Genomic DNA, 18,235 nt, shown 5'->3' with positions numbered 1-18,235 from the left:
CTTAGTATAACGCTAAGTGCTAATCAATACAGCCTGTTAGGGCATTATTGTGCAACTGTACATTCTAAACAGCGCGCGTAAACACCTTGTGGGTCGTTATAATCTTTCAGGTTTTCTACTTCGCTGCTTAATTGCTTAATCACGCTTTGCAGGTTAGCTTGACTAGCTAGTACTGCTGATTTTTGTGTTTCAAGTCCAAGCACTGATTTAACCGCGGCGCTACCAAAAATATCTTGGAGCATTTGTTCTTGAGGGCTAAGTGATTGTTTAATTGTTTTAACTTCATAGAAGTTAAGTTTAGCAAGCTCTGCAGCCGCTTTGATAGCGTCTTGCTTGTTACCCAGCTTGTCAACTAAACCAAGCTCTTGAGCTTGCGATGCAATCCAAACGCGGCCTTGGGCAATTTTATCAACTTGCTCAGGGGTCATATTACGCGCATCGGCAACGACATTTAAAAAACGTTCATAAGCTTCTTCAACACTCATTTGAATCACTTGTGCCATTTTTTCATTTAGTGGACGAGTTATTGAAAAACCGGCCATTTCTGTAGTCGCTACACCATCAGAGTAAACACCGATTTTAGCTAAGGTATCTTCAAAGGTCATAAAGGTACCAAATACACCGATTGAGCCGGTAATCGTACTAGGTGCTGCCCAAATTTCATTTGCCGCTGATGCAATCCAATAACCACCTGATGCAGCTACTGAGCTCATTGAAGCAATGACTGGTTTGCCTGCGGCCTTAAGTGCCAATACTTCAGCACGAATAACTTCAGAGGCAAACATGCTGCCACCGCCAGAATCAATACGTAACACGACTGCTTTTACTTTATCGTCAAGGCGTGCCTTGCGTAATAGTGCAGCTGTTGAATCACCGCCAATCTCACCGGCACGACGCTCACCGTCTACGATGGTACCTTTAGCTACAACCACAGCGACTTTTTCTGTCATTGGGTTATCAAACTCAATTGGCGGCTTAACTAAGCTTAAGTATTCACCAAAAGACACTTGTTTAAATGTTTTACCATCTTCCTCAGCGCCAACTAGATCAATTAATTGTTGACGAATTTGTTGATTAGTTTTGAGAGAATCAACCCATTTATTATCCAGCGCGTATTTACCCGCATCACCATTGGCAGCCTGCATTTTGGCTAAATAAGTATCCATTGTTTCATCAAAATTTGATTCGTCAAATGGACGCACCGCACTTACATCTTGCTTATATTCGTTCCATAAAGCACCTAACCATACGCGGTTTGCTTCTTTAGCTGCTTCTGACATATCGTTTCTGATAAACGGTTCAACGGCAGATTTGAAGGTACCTACACGAAATATATGCTGAGTGACTTCTAATTTTTCTAATGCATCTTTGAAGTAAAGCGGGTACATACCGTAGCCTTCAATAAGCACACTACCATAAGGGTGCATCGCAATTTCGTCTGCATGCGCGGCAATGTAATATTGCGCTTGGGTATAGTAATAGCCTGAGGCAATTACTTTTTTTCCAGTTGCTTTAAATGTATCAAGTGCTTTTGTAATTTGCTTAAGCTTATTTAAGTGCGCTTTTGGCATTTCTTGTAAATCAAGCAAAATTGCGCTGATACGAGAGTCTTGTGACGCCTCATTGATTACTTCAATGACATCATCAAGCAGTATTTCAGTAGGCGTATCAGCGCTTGCTGTTGCATCATTAATGGCCGCTTCTATAGGGTCTACGTAGGTTTTTTCTTCCACAATAGGACCGTTTAGGTTGAGCCTGAGGACAGAACCCTCTTCGACAATGATTTTATCGCCGTCACTTGATACTGAGACAATGAAAATGATAACCAAAAATAAAAATAATAAATTTAGTACTAAACGACGCGAGAAGTTAATCCCTGTCCATATACCTTTAAATACCTTCGCTATCAAAATAGCTCCTTAAATTCGTACAGCTAAAACGTTATTGCCATAGTAGCTTAGAATATAAATTAATTTAACTGCTAAATCGTAACGAAACATTTATAAATTCAATTACACTTATGATTATACGAATGTTTATGTCACTTTTAGCCGTATTTTACAATTAACAGTTATACATAAAACAAGATTATTTAGGGTGTTTTAAATTAAAAAGTTTAAGTTTAAGCTGCTCGTATATTGCTTATTCTGCGTCATTAAAGCAGAATTGAACAAACACACAGGTTAGACCAGTTATTGGGGCACAGGATGTTAGAACAAAAACTAGAACTAAAACACACACAACTACGCAACCGTTTAGTAATGGGATCAATGCATACCGGCCTTGAAGAAGGTTGGCACAATCGCAAACGCCTTCGTGCCTTTTATGAAGCACGTGCCAAAGGTGGCACTGCGATGCTTATTACCGGAGGCTACAGCCCTAACTTACGCGGTAAGTTAACGCCTATTTCTTCATCATTTAATAGTTATTACGATGTATTTAAGCATCGTGCATATACGCAAGCTGTTCATCAACATGGTGGTAAAATATGTTTGCAATTATTACATGCTGGGCGTTATGCGTATCACCCTTTTAATCAGGCACCAAGTGCTATAAAAGCTCCGATTAATCCATATAAACCAAAGGAAATGTCTTTAAGTTCAATTAAGAAAACGATTAAAGATTTTGCTCACTCGGCTTATTTGGCTGAAAAGGCTGGTTACGATGGCGTGGAAGTAATGGGCTCAGAAGGTTATTTGATTAATGAGTTTATGGCACCGCATACTAATAAACGAAACGACGAATTTGGCGGCAGCCTTGAAAACAGAATGCGTTTAGCCGTTGAAATTGTAAAAGCAGTAAGAGCAAAAGTATCGGATAAATTTTTAATTATTTTTAGACTCTCCGTTATAGATTTAATCCCTAATGGTTCAACCCCTGATGAAGTAACTCAACAAGCGGTTGCACTTGAAAAAGCGGGTGTTGATATTTTTAATACCGGAATTGGTTGGCATGAAGCGCGCGTACCTACAATTGCGAGTATGGTGCCACCGGGTGCATTTAAAGAAGCGTCAAGGCGTTTAAAAGATGTTATTAGCGTGCCTGTTATTGCGGTAAACCGCATTAATACCCCAGAGATTGCTAATGATATTTTAAATGCTGGCGAAGCTGATTTAATTTCTATGGCGCGTCCATTATTAGCTGATCCTGAATTTTTTAATAAATACGCGGCTAAGCAATCTGAGCATATTAATATTTGTATTGGTTGTAATCAGGGTTGTTTAGATCATGTATTTAAAGGTAAGCGCGCTACCTGTTTAGTAAATCCACAAGCAGGTTTTGAGCTTGATTACCCGTTAGAAAAAGCAGAGAAAGCTAAAAATGTATTAGTTGTTGGCGCAGGGCCTGCAGGTTTATCGTCTAGCTGTTACTTAGCGCAAAAAGGGCACAATGTAACCCTGATTGACCAAAAGCAACATATGGGTGGGCAATTCAATTTAGCGATGCAAATACCTGGTAAAGAAGACTTCAATCATACATTAGCTTACTTTAGTAATGAACTTAAGCGTCTAAATGTAACCATTGAATTAGGTAAAGCATTTAGTGACAGTATGCTAGCTGAGTTTGATGATGTGGTATTTGCAACGGGTGTAAGACCACGTGAAGCTACGATTAAATGCAGCGATGATAAGCGTGTATTTGCTTACGATGAAGTTATACGCGGTGAAGTAGAGCTGGGTAATTCTATTGCTATATTAGGCGCAGGCGGTATTGGTTTTGATATGGTGGCATTTTTAAGTGAACATAAATCACAAAGCATCAGCGACTTTAAAACCCAATGGGGCATAGAGTGTGAACCTCAGCCGCATAAAGATGAACGTCAACTCTATATGCTAAAACGCAGTGCAGGGCGCTTTGGTGGTGACTTAGGTAAAACTACTGGTTGGATCCATCGTCAAGTTGCCAAACAACATGGTGTTAAACAAATTGCAGACTGCCAATACCATAGTTTTGATAAAAACGGCCTAACCATTAGTGTTGCTGGTGAAACTCAAGTACTGCCAGTCGATACGGTTATTGCCTGTATTGGTCAAGTGTCTAACGACGAGTTATTTAAGGCACAAGCAGAGAACGCCAACGTGCATGTTATTGGTGGCGCTAAACTCGCTGCTGCTATTGATGCTAAACGCGCAATATTTGAAGCGTTACAAGTAGCAAGGCAAATTTAATCTTTAAGGGCGAAATAATTTAGCTCTGTGCGCGGTCATGTTTGTTTATAGTCTATAACTTAATAAACAATGAACATACAAGAGTGCGCATGATTAAATTAATTACGCTTTATGACAATATTATAGGTAAATTATCTTTATTGGATGGTTTGCCTGCTTTGCTTTTTCGCTTGATTTTAGCGCCTGTAATGATTATTGCAGGCTATAACAAACTCGCAATAAGTGGCGATACTAATGGTTTTTTTAACCAGTTTTTAGCCTCTGATGATGTCGTTCAGTGGTTTGGCAATAGTGACTGGGGATTAGGATTACCGTTTCCTGATTTGCTGGCTTTTTTAGCCGGTTGGAGTGAGTTTTTAGGAGGTTGGTTTTTACTTATTGGTTTATGTACGCGCTTAGTGAGTATTCCACTTATGTTTACAATGGTGGTAGCAGCAACAACAGTACACTGGCATAACGGCTGGTTTGCTATAGCGCCAACAAATCCACAAACAAGTGCCGCCCAAGTACTTGATTGGCTATCAGTTCCTGGTGCCAAAGAAAGCCTTGAAAATTCAAAAGAAGTACAAGTCCGCATAGGTAAAATTCGCAGCTTAGTTGAAGAATATGGCTTTGAAGATTACCTATACGAAAAAGGTAAACCATCAATACTAAATAACGGCATCGAATTTTCTGCTATTTATTTTGCCATGTTACTTAGCTTATTCTTTACGGGAGGTGGGCGTTTTGTAAGCCTAGATTATTGGTTTAAACGCGGTGCCTACATCAATAGTTACTAGGATATAAACACTCGCTTCATTAATTTTATCTGCTTAGTAGTTTTAACCCTGCAGTGTTTATTTTTTACTTATAAATGTTACTCTTACGTTTTGAATTTTGAGAGCACACTATGGATGCTATTGAGCTTTTACTCACTCGCCAATCTGATGCAAAATTGACAGCGCCAGGGCCTAATGAAGAGCAGTTAAACATTATTCAGCAGGCTGGGTTGAGAGTGCCCGATCATGGCTGTATTGCACCGTGGCAATATATTATTGTTCAAGGTGATGCGCGTCATAAGTTAGGTGAAATTTATTATCAAAGCGCTATAGCAGAGCAGCAGGCTGAAAAAGTAATTAATCGCGCTAAGGAGTTACCGCTTAGAGCACCCATGATTATTATTGCGATTGCAAAATATCAACCACACCCAAAAGTTCCTAGAATTGAACAAGTACAAAGCGCAGGTTGTGGCGTATTGGCAATGCAACAAGCCGCATTCGCTCAGGGGTTAGGCGGTATTTGGCGTACGGGTTACTTTGCACAAAGCCCCAGTGTTAAACAGGCGCTTAACTTAAATGATGATGATGAAATAGTCGGTTATTTATATTTAGGGACGCCGGTAATTGAATGCAAAAAGTCACCAAGGCACAAACCAGAAAATTATTTTAGTTTTTTGTAGAAATAGTATGAACTTTTTATATTCAATATAGTCATAATTCATTAAGTTAATCGTGTTACACTACTGCGGTTAATATTGTAGCTGCGAGAAGCGCACGGAAGCACTAAACGTAATAAATCTTCTTCAGTTTGTTTTTTAATCGGTTGTTTTTTGGTAATGTATGGAAAGTCTTACCAATAATAACGATAAAGAAGACGAAAATGATGGGAAATTTATTTTTACGTGAAAAAGAAAACTGGTTTGCTTGGTCAATCTGGGGTGTAGTTGGCGCGCTTGCGACATTTTATGTTGCAATGAGCACTCAAGCTGAGCATTTTATTGCTGCTTCAGCAATAGGGGTGCTGGTATTGCTAACTTGGTGGATGCAACAATCGAAACGGTTTGATTTTGGCAGAGCCTTTAAAATATGTTGTTATGTTTTACTGTTCACTGTACTGCCTTCATTTGTATTGGTTGTGATCCCGAGCGATGACCTTAATCGCTTCGATTTAATATTTCAAAGTATTGCATTTTTAACAGCCAGCTTATTGGTCTGTTTAGTGTGCTCTTGGATTGCTCGTAGGCCTAAGCAATATTACTAATAATGGCTAATTGATAACTAAAGCGGTTTATATTTAACTATTTAGCCGGTTTTATTAAAATAGGGCTTTACAAGCTAAGCGTATGATCTTATTATGCGCGCCGTACGGAGAGATGGCAGAGTGGTCGAATGCACCGGTCTTGAAAACCGGCAGGGGTTTATAGCCCCTCTAGGGTTCAAATCCCTATCTCTCCACCATTATTTAAAAAACCGCCTTATTGGCGGTTTTTTGCTATCTGGAGCTTTATAATGTCACAGTCCCCGGAATTACCCTTTTCTAAACGTTTACTTAAGCACATTCTTCTATGGACTGTGTTTGGTTATTGTTACCAAAGCGCCATATCGTTATTACAAAAAATGGCTATTGATGCATATCCAGACGACGCACTAATAATGACCTTATTATATGGCATCGGGTTTAATATTTTATCGGGGCATTTAATTACAAAATACGATAATTATTGGCCTGTATGGGGCGCGTTTTATATTGGCATTATCGGTTTAGTAGCTGTGCCTCTTTTACTGGTCGGTGTGGCTGGATTATTGTCGATGAGCTTACTTGTTGGAATTTTGCTCAGTTTGCCTGTGTGTACCTTTGCTATTGGTTTAATTAAAGAAAAACTCAATAAAAACTAGCACCAAAGACCTTTTATTTTGTGATAGCATATACGGGTCTTTTAACTAACAAAACGTGAATAACACATTATGTCAGATAATTTTACTACAGATGCTGAAAAAGCAAGTTACGGTATTGGCTTACAAATGGGTGAGCAACTTAAGGCTAATCCTTTTGAAGGTTTAAACTTAAATTCAGTATTTGAAGGCATGAAAGATGCGTATGCAGGCAGTGCTTTTCAAGTTGAGATCCCTGAGATCCAAGCTGCATTTGAAAAAATTAACGAAGAGATCCAAGCTCGTCGTGAAGAAGAAGCTAAAGTACTCGCTGCTGAAGGCATTGCATTTTTAGAAGAAAACGCAAAACGTCCTGAAATTACAGTAACTGAGTCAGGTCTTCAGTACGAAGTACTTGCAACAGGTGAAGGCGAGAAGCCAACTGCTGAGTCTACAGTACGTGTTGATTACCACGGTACTTTAGTAAACGGTACTGTTTTTGACAGCTCATACGAGCGCGGTCAACCTGCTGAATTCCCAGTGGGCGGCGTGATCAAAGGTTGGACTGAAGCATTACAAATGATGCCAGTAGGTACTAAGTGGCGTTTATACGTTCCTCATGAGCTTGCTTATGGTGAACGTGGTGCCGGTGCAGCAATCGCACCTTACTCAACACTTGTATTCGACGTTGAGTTACACGCAATTCTTTAATTAGAACGTACATAACATTTTAGTTATGAAAAAACCGCATTCATTAATATGAATGCGGTTTTTTATTGTCTCATTAAACTGATCTTTGTTTAAAAGTAGCCTCTTACTCCAAATTGGAAGTTACGACCAGGAAGTGGCGCGATGTCTTTAATAAACGAGCTGTGTACAAAACCAAGTTCATCAGTAATGTTATCAACACTTAGGTAAAGCTGTGTGTCAACGGCACCTAAATCAAGCTGATAATTGGCTTGTAAATCAATCAATGTATAGCCATCTGTTGCTGTTTCGTATGCACTAATATCATTTTGCTCAAAATAATGTGTTCCTGTTAAGGTAAATTGTGCGCTACCTAGGGTGTATTGCAGTTCTGAACCCAATTTATTAGCAGGAATGCGTGGTAAATTTCCTTCATTATCTTTTAGTTTGGCGCGAGTAGAATCACCAAATACTTTTACCATGGCGCTGGGGTTTATTTGATAATGTACATCAAATTCAAAACCATACAGCTCAGCATCTTTACTTGTGAACTGATAAACATCAATTGCGTCACTGTGACCAATGGCAGCAGGTTCAAAACCATCCATTTCATCAAACACTAATCCTGTGTTTTGCTGATAATAAAAGTTTTTAATGTCGTTATAGAAAAAGTTGACGGTGTAACCAAAGTCTCCACTAAAGCGACGTAAACTAATATCTAGATTAGTTGATGTTTCTTGTTTAATTTCTTCAGGCTCAAAATGCGCTTCGTTACCTTCAATATGGTAACCCAAACCAAGTTCGTAAGTCCCGGTAGCAATATGCACACCATTAGAGAGTAGCTCCGCTGAAAGTGGTGCACGTTCTGAATGTGACAAACTAACGGCTAAGTTGTGACTTGGCATATACTCCCAAATCGCACCTGCTGAGGCACTTAGATTAGTAAAGCTTTGGGTGTAGTTAACAGTTTCATCTGCTGATACAGGTTCGTCATCATGGCTGTGCTGATGCGTATCTACATCACTTTTTATCTCATAATCTTCTAAACGGGCGCCAAGTTCTACGGTGACGTCACCAAACTTGCGTTCTTCAAGTAAATATAGCGCATGAGTCGTCGTGATACTTGCAGGTGTAAAGGCTTCTTCACCAATCGCGTCATAATCAGACTCACTATAGTGATAGCCAATCATGCCATGCCATTGGCCTAATTGATGCTCTACGTTTAAACGTGCTTCAGTGGTTTCATTACTAAAAGTGGTGCCAATAGCGCCGTCTTCAATTTCACTATGGGTATAGTCTGTGTAACCAAGACGTAGGTTGATTGACTCAATCCAGTTATCATGAAATGCATAACTTACCAGCCCCTGCCAACGGTCTTGTTCTAAATGAGCATAAACAGGTGTTTCTGAATGTTCTTCACTTTCGTGTTCTTCATGCTCGCCTGCTTCTTCATGTGCATGATCGTGTTCATGATGAGCATGTGAATGGCCTGGAATACCATAGTCTGTTTCGATATTACCGTATGAAAATCCAACGGTTAAATGCTCACCCACATAGCTAGTACCAAAATTAACTGTTTCACTGTCTATAAAGGTATTTTCAACTGAAGTAGCTGTTTCTTCATCGCCTTCAACATGTACTTCACCCTCTTCATGTTCATCCGGTAAATTAAAACGAGGTGTTTGGTAATCATCACCGCTGCGTTTAGTACCATCAAAATGGAAATTAAAGTTATCGCTGCCAGTTTCTAGTTTTGCTGCGAATGTATTCGCATTTGAAACTGTATCGTGCGTGTATTGTGCTGCCCCAGATAAAGAGTCAATGTTATTGGTTGGAATACGGTTATCAACCACATTCACTACACCGCCAATAGCACCAGAGCCATAAAGTAGGGTGCTTGGGCCACGTAACACTTCAATTTGCTCTGCCGCTAGACTGTCACTTGATGTAGCGTGATCAGGCCCAATGCGAGATGCATCGCTGCTATCCAAACCATTTTGAGTAATTTTAACTCGAGGACCACCTAGGCCGCGGATAATCGGACTTGATGAAACAGGGCCAAAATAACTAGCATTAACGCCAGGTATGCCTTTAAGTGTCTCACCTAGCGTCGGCTTAGCTTTATTTTTTAGCTCATCGCCTGATAGAACACTGACTGGTGAAATCATTTCTAAGCTATTTTTATGCAGGGCTGAGGCATATACAACAACAGTTTCAACCGAAGTTGGCTTTAAAGTAACATTAATAGTGTTGTCTGTATTTTCAAGCGATATACGAGAATCTAGGTAGTTATCTTTACTGATATGTAATTGACTTTTAGCATCTATGTCGATACTAAACTGGCCTTGTGCATTACTTTGCACGCTTTTTGACTTACCATGAACATGAATCGTGGCATTGGCTATGGGTTGCTTTTTTGTATCTGTTACCGTGCCGTTAATCGTCGCTGCAAGTGCAGAGTGAGAACACAAAACAGACAGTAGTGCTGAGGATATGAGTGTTAGCTTAGTCATAGTTACTTCAATTCGTGGTTGTTATGTTGTGATATAATATAACACTACAAAATTGTGCTATCAACAATGTTATACTATAACTTTAAAATTTGCGTTGAATAACACAAGAGAGCGATAAATTTAATTTAGCACGGCATTATTACAGTTAAATTTAGGAGCGGCTGTCTATCATCAGTATGTCTAACTTTTTTTGTGCTCTAAAATGATTTTGCTTATCGACTGGTTCAAGCATTTCACATTCATCGTTTATCATTTCTGAAATTAAGCTTGGATAATGCCTGCAATCTTGGGGTCGGTCATGATAAATACTGCAAGTATATTTATCTTTTTCTTCAGGAGATGCTTTATTGGCAAGCTCTAAAAATGGGCATTGCGTTAATTGCTCACCCGTTGTTGGGTCAAACCATAATTTATCGTTTTTAACGTATTGAAATATTTCAGGGTTGAATAACGCCCACATTTGAATTTCATCCTGATTAGTATCTAAATCTGCCGCACCGTATTTTGTGCAGCACTTACCGCATTGATTGCAATTTTGCATAGGGTAGATATTAACTGTTGCTTTTTATAGTAGGCATTAAGTGTAGCACCCTAATATCCACGTCAATAAACTAAACAGCGTTTATTGTTGCTTATAATACTTTTGTAACAACGCGGCGCTTAATAATAATGTACTATTAGATAATAGGTTTCGGATACAGCGCTGTAAAAAATTAAAAAGGCGCATTAATTAAGGTAGCGAGTAATTATGAATACTAAAGTATACAAAGCGGTTCACGATTTAGCAGAAAAGCTGATGGCAGCTGCCAATAAGAATGATACTAAACAATTCGAATCTTTATATGCAGAGCTCAAAGCAATTTGTATTGAAAACGAAAATACCGCTAAAGATCACCCTGTACAGTGGGAAACTTTAGCAGATTTTACCGAAGAGCTAGAAGACGCTATTGTGACTTATGAAAAAGCATTACAGAAGTCGATTGAAATCAATAACAAAGATCATATGTCGTCGGTTGCATTTTCTATGGCTACTTTACAGCTCGAACTAGGCGACAAAGAAGCGGCGATTAAAAACCTACAAGATGCTAAAGTCAGTGCGAATAAAATTGAAGACAAAGAATTAAAGTCAGAGATCCATGAGCTATTAGAGTCACTGGTTGAAGAAGAAGGTTAGGAATCTGTATAGTGATTATTAATAATCAGCGCCAGTAGTTTACACTTGGCGCTTTTTTATGAAGAAGATAAAGTTCAACTTCATAAAATATTTATTAATAACTTACCGAGTAATTTTTTGGAGAAAAAATGCTAGCGCAAATAGAACAATGGATTGATAAAACGAATAGCGAGTATGCACATAAAAGAATATGCTGTGAAAAATTTGCTAACGAGTTTGAGGGCTTTTACCCAAATGAATTTTTGAAAACTGCATTTTATGTAGTTGTTGATAAAATTCCTAAACCTGACTTTACAGGTTTACGTGAACTTGGTTTAAGCAATTTTATTGATATGGATGTAGCTGGAATAACCTATAAAAATACATATTATATATTACCTAGCGCTGTGGATAATTTAAGAGTACATTTTCATGAGCTTGTTCATGTAGTTCAATGGCGTGAACTCGGTGCGCACACTTTTATAATGCGCTACATCAATGAAATCCAAACGTTTGGTTACAATGATGCTCCGCTTGAAATAATGGCCTATGGACTTGATGCGCACTATACCAGTAATGGAAATAAATTTAATATTCCTGACTACATTACTCAACAGCTTTAGTTAATTACTATTATAAAAGGAATTTATATGTCACGTTTTTTGTTTTATTCACTAGCTCTATTTACTTTTCATGTGCAGGCGAGCTCTTTTGATGATGATATCGTTAATGCATTAATCTATAGAACAACACAACCAGTAACTTACGATGGTGCCTATCATAAACTTGAGTACCCCGGTGGTGATGTGCCCGCTAATATTGGTGTGTGTACCGATGTTTTAATTAGGTCGTACCGACAGCTTGATATTGATTTGCAAAAATTAGTACATGAAGACATGCAGAACAATTTTCGTGCATATCCTTCTAAGCGTATTTGGGGATTAACCAAGCCAGATAAAAATATTGATCATCGACGTGTGCCTAACTTACAAGTTTACTTTGAGCGCCATGCAAAAGTGTTAACTAAATCGCTTAATGCAGAGGATTATAAAGCCGGTGACATAGTTACTTGGATGCTGCCAGGTAATTTACCGCATATCGGTATGGTCGTTAATGAAATAGCGCAGGGCAGCGGCAACCCGCTTATTGTGCATAATATTGGTCGTGGACCAGAAATGAGCGATATGCTTTTTGCGTATACAATTACGGGTCATTACCGATTTGTGCCTGCAAAATATTCAGAGTAAATAACACTGTACTAGTAGGCGTGTTTGAGTTTAAAAACACGGCAAACAGGTTTGGTACAAACCTAGCTGTTATATATTATTCTTGTGCTGTTAAATACGCTTAATGTGAGTTAGTTACTTTAAATTAATACTGATATCACCATTTGGTTTGCAGCAACACAGAAGTATTTCACCATCGCGAACAAACGCTAACGGCTCTTCATTGTAATTAACTTCACCAGAGACAAGTGTTGCTCGACACGCACCGCAATATCCCTCACGGCATTGGTAAGCGGCATCAATCTTATTCGATTCTAGGCAATGCAAAAGAGAAGGGCAGCCAGCGGCAAAATCAATGCGCTGGCTGTTATCTGCAAGCGTGATACTTGCAGTGGTTCTATCAGTCATTATAAATCAAAGTCACCAAATTCATCGGCATCTACTTGTGAATCAATCTGACCAACTAAGTATGAGCTTATTTCGGCCTCTTGAGGAGCAACTTGCACATTGTCAGACACTAACCATGAGTTGATCCACGGAATAGGGTTACTGTTGTTTTCAAACTGTGCAGGTAGACCAATCGCGGTCATACGCGCATTGGTAATGTACTCAACATATTGACATAGAATGTGTTTATTTAAACCAATCATCGAGCCATCTTTAAATAGGTACTCGGCCCATTCTTTTTCTTGCTCTGCAGCTTCAACAAACATTTTAATTGCTTCTTCACGGCATTGTGCGGCAACAATCGCCATTTCAGGGTCATCTTTGCCATCTTGCATGATATTTAAAATATGCTGAGTACCCGAAAGATGAAGTGCTTCATCGCGGGCAATGAGCTTTATAATTTTAGCATTACCTTCCATCAATTCACGCTCGGCAAACGCAAATGAACAGGCAAAACTCACATAAAAGCGAATGGCTTCTAAAATGTTCACTGACATCATTGCCAGGTACAATTTCTTTTTCAGCTCAAATAAATTAACTACCACGGTTTGGCCATTAATTTCGTGTTTGCCTTCACCGTATAAGTTGTAAAGCGATACAGAATTGATTAGGTCATCATAATAAGTAGTTACCGCATCGGCACGCTCACTAATTTTGTCATTGCTAACAATGTCATCAAAAATGAGTTCAGGCGCTTGAGTTACGTTACGAATAATATGGGTGTACGAACGACTATGAATAGTTTCACTAAACGCCCATGTCTCAATCCACGTTTCTAGTTCAGGAATTGATACGATAGGAAGTAATGCTACGTTAGGTGAGCGGCCTTGAACACTATCAAGCAACGTTTGGTATTTTAAGTTGCTTAAAAATATATGCTTTTCGTGTTCGGGAAGCGCTTGAAAGTCTAAACGGTCTTTACTTACATCAACTTCTTCAGGTCGCCAAAAGAAAGACAATTGTTTTTCAATTAGTTTTTCAAAAATAGGGTATTTTTGTTGATCGTAACGTGACACGTTAACGGTTTGACCAAAAAACATTGGCTCTTGCATTTGGTTATTATGATTTCTGCTAAAAGTAGTATAAGACATGTTTATCACTCAAAAAACTATCACTAAGACTATCAGGACAAAGCGGGCAAGGCGCCCGCTTTAAGTTTAACTATTAAATTTTACACGCGCCGCCTGCACAATCATCATCTTCCACTTCTGGAGTGTCTTCTTGAGCATCTGATGCGCCATCGCGGGTATTATGGTAGTAAAGTGTTTTAACACCTAGTTTGTATGCACCAAGTAAGTCTTTTAATAAGACTTTCATAGGTACTCTACCGCCTTCGTATCTATTTGGATCATAATTAGTATTTGCTGAAATTGTTTGGTCGATAAATTTCTGCATTATGCCTACTAATTGTAAGTAACCATCGTTTGATGGAATATCCCACAGTAATTCGTAGTTATCTTTAAGGCGTTCGTAGTCAGGAACAACTTGCTTTAAAATACCGTCTTTACTTGCTTTAACACTAATGTGACCACGCGGTGGCTCGATACCATTAGTTGCATTTGAGATTTGCGATGACGTTTCTGATGGCATTAATGCGCTCAGCGTGGAGTTACGCATACCATGCTCTTTAATGCTGGCACGTAATGTATCCCAATCAAGGTGCAGCGGTTCATCACAAATCTTGTCTAAATCACGTTTGTACGTATCGGTTGGCATAATACCTTGCGAGTATGTAGTTTCGTTAAATTTAGGACATGCTCCACGCTCTTTAGCAAGTTCGTTAGATGCCTTCATTAGGTAGTACTGAATTGCTTCAAACGTTTTGTGCGTTAGTGCATTTGCGCTGCCATCTGAATAACGCTTACCGTTTTTAGCTAAGTAATAAGCGTAGTTAATAACACCTATGCCTAGCGTACGACGCCCCATAGTGGCATTTTTAGCTGCAGGTACAGGGTAGTCTTGGAAATCAAGTAGGTTATCAAGTGCACGTACTGCAAGCTCTGCTAACTCTTCTAGTTCATCTAAAGACTCAATAGCACCTAAGTTAAACGCAGATAATGTACAAAGTGCAATTTCACCTTCTTCGTCATTCACGTTGCTAAGAGGCTTAGTCGGTAACGCAATTTCTAAACATAAGTTAGATTGACGTATAGGCGCCACTTTTGAGATAAACGGACTGTGTGTATTACAGTGGTCAACGTTCTGCAAGTAAATACGACCGGTGCTGGCGCGTTCTTGAGCAAACATAGAAAACAGTTCAATGGCTTTAATGCGTTTTTTACGAATTGACTCGTCTTGCTCATATTTTACATATAGCGCGTCAAACTCGTCTTGGTCTTCAAAAAATGCATCGTAAAGGCCAGGCACATCAGATGGGCTGAATAACGTGATGTAATCATCTTTGATCAAACGCGAATACATTAGTTTATTAAACTGCACACCATAATCTAGGTGACGTACGCGGTTATCATCAACACCACGGTTATTCTTAAGTACTAGCAGGTTTTCTACTTCTAAGTGCCAAAGCGGGTAGAATAAAGTAGCTGCACCGCCACGTACACCGCCTTGCGAACAGCTTTTAACCGCTGTTTGAAAGTGCTTATAAAACGGAATACAGCCTGTGTGGTACGCTTCGCCGTTACGAATAGGGCTACCTAATGCACGAATACGTCCGGCATTTATACCAATACCAGCACGTTGAGAAACGTATTTAACAATGGCTGATGAAGTCGCATTAATTGAATCTAAGCTGTCGCCACACTCAATCAGTACACATGAGCTAAACTGACGCGTTGGCGTACGCACACCCGACATAATTGGTGTAGGTAAAGAAATTTTAAATAGTGAAACCGCATCGTAAAAACGTTTGATGTAATCAATACGCGTTTCACGTGGATAATCTGAGAATAAGCTTGCTGCTACTAATATATATAAAAACTGCGCGCTTTCGTAAATTTCACCGGTTACACGGTTTTGTACTAAGTATTTACCTTCAAGCTGCTTTACTGCTGCGTAGCTAAAGTTAAGATCGCGTGAATGATCTAAGTAAGTATCTAGTTCATCAAGTTCTTGCTCTGTGTAATCAACAAGCAAATGGGCGTCGTAGCGTTTTTGTTCAACCATGTTAGTAACGTGGTCAAAAAGACGCGGTGGCTCAAATTGACCATACGCTTTTTTGCGTAAATGGAATACAGCTAAACGAGCAGCAAGATACTGATAATCAGGTGATTCTTTTGAGATCTGATCCGCAGCGGCTTTGATAATCGTCTCATGAATGTCTTTAGTACGAATACCATCATAAAATTGAATATGTGATTTAAGTTCAACTTGTGAAACCGAAACGTTGTTTAAACCTTCGGCGGCCCATTCAATAACGCGATGGATCTTGTCTAGATCAAGTGGCTCTTTACGGCCGTCACGTTTGCTTACAGATAACTGTTGGTTCATAGTTTTGCCTGTATTCCTTGGGAATTAAATATTTTTGACCAATGAGTGCACTTAAAACGCCCAGTGCCTATTCTTTTATTATTATTTCTACCGCATAGGTAAATTTAATTGAATAACATTTAGCCACAATATCTGGTGTTGTTCAAATTAGAGATCACAAGATAGTGTGGTCTGTGATCTTTTGCAAGGGACAGAAACCGCTCTGATTGTGGATAACGTTGGGATAACGTAATTGTGTTAGTAGGCATTAACCTTTGATCATTCGGTTAAGTTGAAATTTGTAAAAATCAACTAAGGAAAGATTAAATTTACGCTTTTTAAAAATAAATTTTGTCTGCTTTTTTTATCATCAAGCTTTGCGTAAAAACTAACACAATCACAATATGTAGTGTTTATTAATTGGTATGGCACTATATGTGGTTGAAAGCATCTATAGGGCTATGCCAATTAAAATCTGCATTCCAAGCCAATGCCTCGTCCCCACTCGGTACATATCCCCACAGTGCGGTAGCGGTGTGCATATTCGCTGCTTTACCTGCTTGTATATCTCGCTGCGCATCACCTATATATAGGCAGCGCGAAGGATCAACACTCATTTGCTCAGCACAATGTAATAAAGGAAGGGGTGAGGGCTTAGACTCAGCTAAGGTATCACCACTTATCACAATTTGCGCATTTTTTAATGCAGGAATCGCCTTGACTAAAGGATCGGTTAAAAAGCCAGGCTTATTTGTCATAATGCCCCACGGGATCCCTTTATTATCAAGGGCAATGAGTAACTGTTCTATACCTACAAAGCATTGGGTATGGGTGGCAATATTGGCAGCGTAGTATGCAACTAGCTCTGCTAAAAGTTGCTCTTGCGATTGTTGCCCCCAGCCTTCTTTAAAACCAGCAGCAAGTAATGCTGCTGCGCCATTTGAAGCTGCGGGTCGATATATATCACTGCCCACTTGTGGTTGTTGGTGATTATGCAGCACACTATTAAGTGCAGCGCCTAAATCATCAGCGGTATCAAGTAAAGTGCCATCTAAGTCAAATAGCAATGCTTGATATTCAATTGGGCTAGTAGATGTTTGTGAGCTTGTCATTACGCTAACTTCTCAAAGTGCAGCATATAATTTACGCTAACATCATCATTAATCGTATATTGCTTTGAGAGTGGGTTGTAACTTAATCCTGCACTGGCACGTACCTTTAACCCTGCTTGTTCTGCCCATGCAATTAATTGCGCAGGTTTAATGAACTTTTTATGGTCGTGGGTACCTTCTGGCACCATTTTTAACAGTTTTTCTGCGCCGACAATAGCGTATAAGTAAGCTTTAGGGGTTTTATTAAGGGTGGAGAAGAATACATCGGCCCCAGGTTTTGCTAATTTAGCGACTGCATGGATAATAGAAGCAGGGTCGGGGACATGTTCTAACATTTCCATACAAGTGATCACATCAAAGCGCTCAGGGTGCTCATCAGCAAATTGTTCAGCAGGTACTTTTATATATTCAACGGGTACACTTGTTTCTAAACTGTGTAACTTAGCGACAGTTAAAGGCTCTTGCCCCATATCGATACCTGTTACCTTTGCCCCCATTCGCGCCATGCTGTGACTTAAAATACCACCGCCACATCCTACATCGAGGGTTTCTTTGTCAAATAATCCTTTAGTTTTGTCTGCGATGAAATCTAATCGTAATGGATTAATTTCGTGAAGCGGCTTAAATTCGCCTTCTAAATCCCACCAACGCTCTGCGATGGCTTCAAACTTTGCTATTTCTGCGTTATCTACATTTTGATGTTCGGTCATAAAATACTTCCTCGTCAATCTGAGGCCATTATATAGGGCTAAATTGATAAATCGCAAAGTTTTGCGCCTGTAAATTAAAATTAATTGTGATAGCATGGTTGCTTAGAAATAATAACAAACACTCTTAATACCTAATAATGGGTTGTTAAGAGCTGATACTGA

Annotated in this window: 17 protein-coding genes and 1 tRNA gene; 10 read left to right on the top strand and 8 right to left on the bottom strand. The window is 39.3% G+C overall.

Translation table 11 applies throughout. The features are described 5' to 3' along the window. Window positions 1-44: 44 nt before the first annotated feature. On the bottom strand, window positions 45-1,910 hold the full coding sequence (sppA, locus tag DK924_RS06885; RefSeq protein WP_010389903.1) for a signal peptide peptidase SppA: 1,866 nt from the start codon (window positions 1,908-1,910) through the stop codon (window positions 45-47). Between the two features lie 297 nt (window positions 1,911-2,207). On the opposite strand from sppA, the gene DK924_RS06880 reads away from it, so the two are divergent. The 7 genes from DK924_RS06880 to DK924_RS06850 all read left to right on the top strand — a co-directional run bounded on the left by DK924_RS06880 (window position 2,208) and on the right by DK924_RS06850 (window position 7,510). Continuing rightward, window positions 2,208-4,169: an FAD-dependent oxidoreductase gene (locus DK924_RS06880; protein ID WP_010389905.1), complete on the top strand. Its 1,962-nt coding sequence runs from the start codon at window positions 2,208-2,210 to the stop codon at window positions 4,167-4,169. 89 nt (window positions 4,170-4,258) lie between these two features. Continuing rightward, the gene (locus DK924_RS06875; RefSeq protein ID WP_109874684.1) at window positions 4,259-4,948 is read left to right on the top strand and encodes a DoxX family protein; all 690 of its coding nucleotides are present in this window, start codon (window positions 4,259-4,261) and stop codon (window positions 4,946-4,948) included. A 110-nt stretch (window positions 4,949-5,058) separates the two neighbouring features. Then, window positions 5,059-5,607 carry an NAD(P)H nitroreductase gene (locus tag DK924_RS06870; RefSeq protein ID WP_109874683.1) on the top strand — a complete coding sequence of 183 codons (549 nt, stop codon included), beginning with the start codon at window positions 5,059-5,061 and terminating at the stop codon, window positions 5,605-5,607. Between the two features lie 203 nt (window positions 5,608-5,810). Further along, window positions 5,811-6,188 carry a hypothetical protein gene (locus tag DK924_RS06865; RefSeq protein ID WP_041709037.1) on the top strand — a complete coding sequence of 126 codons (378 nt, stop codon included), beginning with the start codon at window positions 5,811-5,813 and terminating at the stop codon, window positions 6,186-6,188. Between the two features lie 106 nt (window positions 6,189-6,294). After that, window positions 6,295-6,385: transfer RNA gene (locus DK924_RS06860), tRNA-Ser, on the top strand. Between the two features lie 114 nt (window positions 6,386-6,499). Continuing rightward, a complete protein-coding gene (locus tag DK924_RS06855; RefSeq protein ID WP_010389909.1) occupies window positions 6,500-6,823 on the top strand; it encodes a hypothetical protein in 324 nt (107 codons plus the stop codon). A 69-nt stretch (window positions 6,824-6,892) separates the two neighbouring features. Beyond that, on the top strand, window positions 6,893-7,510 hold the full coding sequence (locus tag DK924_RS06850; RefSeq protein ID WP_008112467.1) for an FKBP-type peptidyl-prolyl cis-trans isomerase: 618 nt from the start codon (window positions 6,893-6,895) through the stop codon (window positions 7,508-7,510). Between the two features lie 89 nt (window positions 7,511-7,599). On the opposite strand, the gene DK924_RS06845 is transcribed toward DK924_RS06850, so the two are convergent. Together DK924_RS06845 and DK924_RS06840 are read right to left on the bottom strand one after the other, a co-directional pair. Beyond that, a complete protein-coding gene (locus tag DK924_RS06845; RefSeq protein ID WP_109874682.1) occupies window positions 7,600-9,999 on the bottom strand; it encodes a TonB-dependent receptor in 2,400 nt (799 codons plus the stop codon). Between the two features lie 151 nt (window positions 10,000-10,150). Further along, window positions 10,151-10,540, bottom strand: a complete 390-nt coding sequence (locus DK924_RS06840) for a YkgJ family cysteine cluster protein (RefSeq protein WP_010389911.1) — start codon at window positions 10,538-10,540, stop codon at window positions 10,151-10,153. A gap of 207 nt (window positions 10,541-10,747) precedes the next feature. On the opposite strand from DK924_RS06840, the gene DK924_RS06835 reads away from it, so the two are divergent. The 3 genes from DK924_RS06835 (at window position 10,748) to DK924_RS06825 (ending at window position 12,399) form a co-directional block, all read left to right on the top strand. Continuing rightward, complete coding sequence (locus tag DK924_RS06835) at window positions 10,748-11,173, top strand: tetratricopeptide repeat protein (RefSeq protein WP_171039088.1); 426 nt, start codon at window positions 10,748-10,750, stop codon at window positions 11,171-11,173. Window positions 11,174-11,301: 128 nt separating this feature from the next. Beyond that, window positions 11,302-11,775, top strand: coding sequence for a hypothetical protein (locus DK924_RS06830; protein WP_109874681.1), 474 nt, complete (start codon window positions 11,302-11,304; stop codon window positions 11,773-11,775). Between the two features lie 27 nt (window positions 11,776-11,802). Continuing rightward, window positions 11,803-12,399: a DUF1287 domain-containing protein gene (locus DK924_RS06825; RefSeq protein ID WP_109874680.1), complete on the top strand. Its 597-nt coding sequence runs from the start codon at window positions 11,803-11,805 to the stop codon at window positions 12,397-12,399. Between the two features lie 114 nt (window positions 12,400-12,513). Here the strand turns inward: DK924_RS06825 and yfaE are convergent, their stop codons facing one another. The 5 genes from yfaE to ubiG form a co-directional block, all read right to left on the bottom strand. Then, window positions 12,514-12,786 (bottom strand): class I ribonucleotide reductase maintenance protein YfaE, encoded by a 273-nt coding sequence (gene yfaE / locus DK924_RS06820; protein ID WP_076919572.1) that lies wholly within the window; start codon window positions 12,784-12,786, stop codon window positions 12,514-12,516. Further along, the gene (nrdB, locus tag DK924_RS06815) at window positions 12,786-13,916 is read right to left on the bottom strand and encodes a class Ia ribonucleoside-diphosphate reductase subunit beta (RefSeq protein ID WP_010389917.1); all 1,131 of its coding nucleotides are present in this window, start codon (window positions 13,914-13,916) and stop codon (window positions 12,786-12,788) included. Before nrdB ends, yfaE begins: the two co-directional genes overlap by 1 nt. A gap of 73 nt (window positions 13,917-13,989) precedes the next feature. Then, window positions 13,990-16,272, bottom strand: a complete 2,283-nt coding sequence (nrdA, locus tag DK924_RS06810; RefSeq protein ID WP_010389918.1) for a class 1a ribonucleoside-diphosphate reductase subunit alpha — start codon at window positions 16,270-16,272, stop codon at window positions 13,990-13,992. A gap of 410 nt (window positions 16,273-16,682) precedes the next feature. After that, window positions 16,683-17,363 (bottom strand): HAD family hydrolase, encoded by a 681-nt coding sequence (locus tag DK924_RS06805; RefSeq protein ID WP_109874679.1) that lies wholly within the window; start codon window positions 17,361-17,363, stop codon window positions 16,683-16,685. After that, entirely contained in the window at window positions 17,363-18,073 is a 711-nt protein-coding gene (gene ubiG, locus DK924_RS06800) for a bifunctional 2-polyprenyl-6-hydroxyphenol methylase/3-demethylubiquinol 3-O-methyltransferase UbiG (protein WP_055013304.1), read from the bottom strand. Before ubiG ends, DK924_RS06805 begins: the two co-directional genes overlap by 1 nt. Window positions 18,074-18,235: the final 162 nt, after the last annotated feature.

This window comes from Pseudoalteromonas sp. meg-B1 (assembly GCF_003173795.1).
Taxonomy (GTDB): Bacteria; Pseudomonadota; Gammaproteobacteria; order Enterobacterales; family Alteromonadaceae; genus Pseudoalteromonas; species Pseudoalteromonas undina.
The sequence above is the reverse complement of the archived record's forward strand: the minus strand, read 5'-3'. Positions and strand labels throughout refer to the sequence as shown.

Bases quoted from the DNA above. Each gene is read 5' to 3' on its own strand.
- DK924_RS06880 (WP_010389905.1), top strand. From the start codon at position 2,208: ATGTTAGAACAAAAACTAGAACTAAAACACACACAACTACGCAACCGT.
- DK924_RS06875 (WP_109874684.1), top strand. From the start codon at position 4,259: ATGATTAAATTAATTACGCTTTATGACAATATTATAGGTAAATTATCT.
- DK924_RS06870 (WP_109874683.1), top strand. From the start codon at position 5,059: ATGGATGCTATTGAGCTTTTACTCACTCGCCAATCTGATGCAAAATTG.
- DK924_RS06865 (WP_041709037.1), top strand. From the start codon at position 5,811: ATGGGAAATTTATTTTTACGTGAAAAAGAAAACTGGTTTGCTTGGTCA.
- DK924_RS06850 (WP_008112467.1), top strand. From the start codon at position 6,893: ATGTCAGATAATTTTACTACAGATGCTGAAAAAGCAAGTTACGGTATT.
- DK924_RS06845 (WP_109874682.1), bottom strand. From the start codon at position 9,999: ATGACTAAGCTAACACTCATATCCTCAGCACTACTGTCTGTTTTGTGT.
- DK924_RS06840 (WP_010389911.1), bottom strand. From the start codon at position 10,540: ATGCAAAATTGCAATCAATGCGGTAAGTGCTGCACAAAATACGGTGCG.
- DK924_RS06835 (WP_171039088.1), top strand. From the start codon at position 10,748: ATGAATACTAAAGTATACAAAGCGGTTCACGATTTAGCAGAAAAGCTG.
- DK924_RS06830 (WP_109874681.1), top strand. From the start codon at position 11,302: ATGCTAGCGCAAATAGAACAATGGATTGATAAAACGAATAGCGAGTAT.
- DK924_RS06825 (WP_109874680.1), top strand. From the start codon at position 11,803: ATGTCACGTTTTTTGTTTTATTCACTAGCTCTATTTACTTTTCATGTG.
- yfaE (WP_076919572.1), bottom strand. From the start codon at position 12,786: ATGACTGATAGAACCACTGCAAGTATCACGCTTGCAGATAACAGCCAG.
- nrdB (WP_010389917.1), bottom strand. From the start codon at position 13,916: ATGTCTTATACTACTTTTAGCAGAAATCATAATAACCAAATGCAAGAG.
- nrdA (WP_010389918.1), bottom strand. From the start codon at position 16,272: ATGAACCAACAGTTATCTGTAAGCAAACGTGACGGCCGTAAAGAGCCA.
- DK924_RS06805 (WP_109874679.1), bottom strand. From the start codon at position 17,363: ATGACAAGCTCACAAACATCTACTAGCCCAATTGAATATCAAGCATTG.
- ubiG (WP_055013304.1), bottom strand. From the start codon at position 18,073: ATGACCGAACATCAAAATGTAGATAACGCAGAAATAGCAAAGTTTGAA.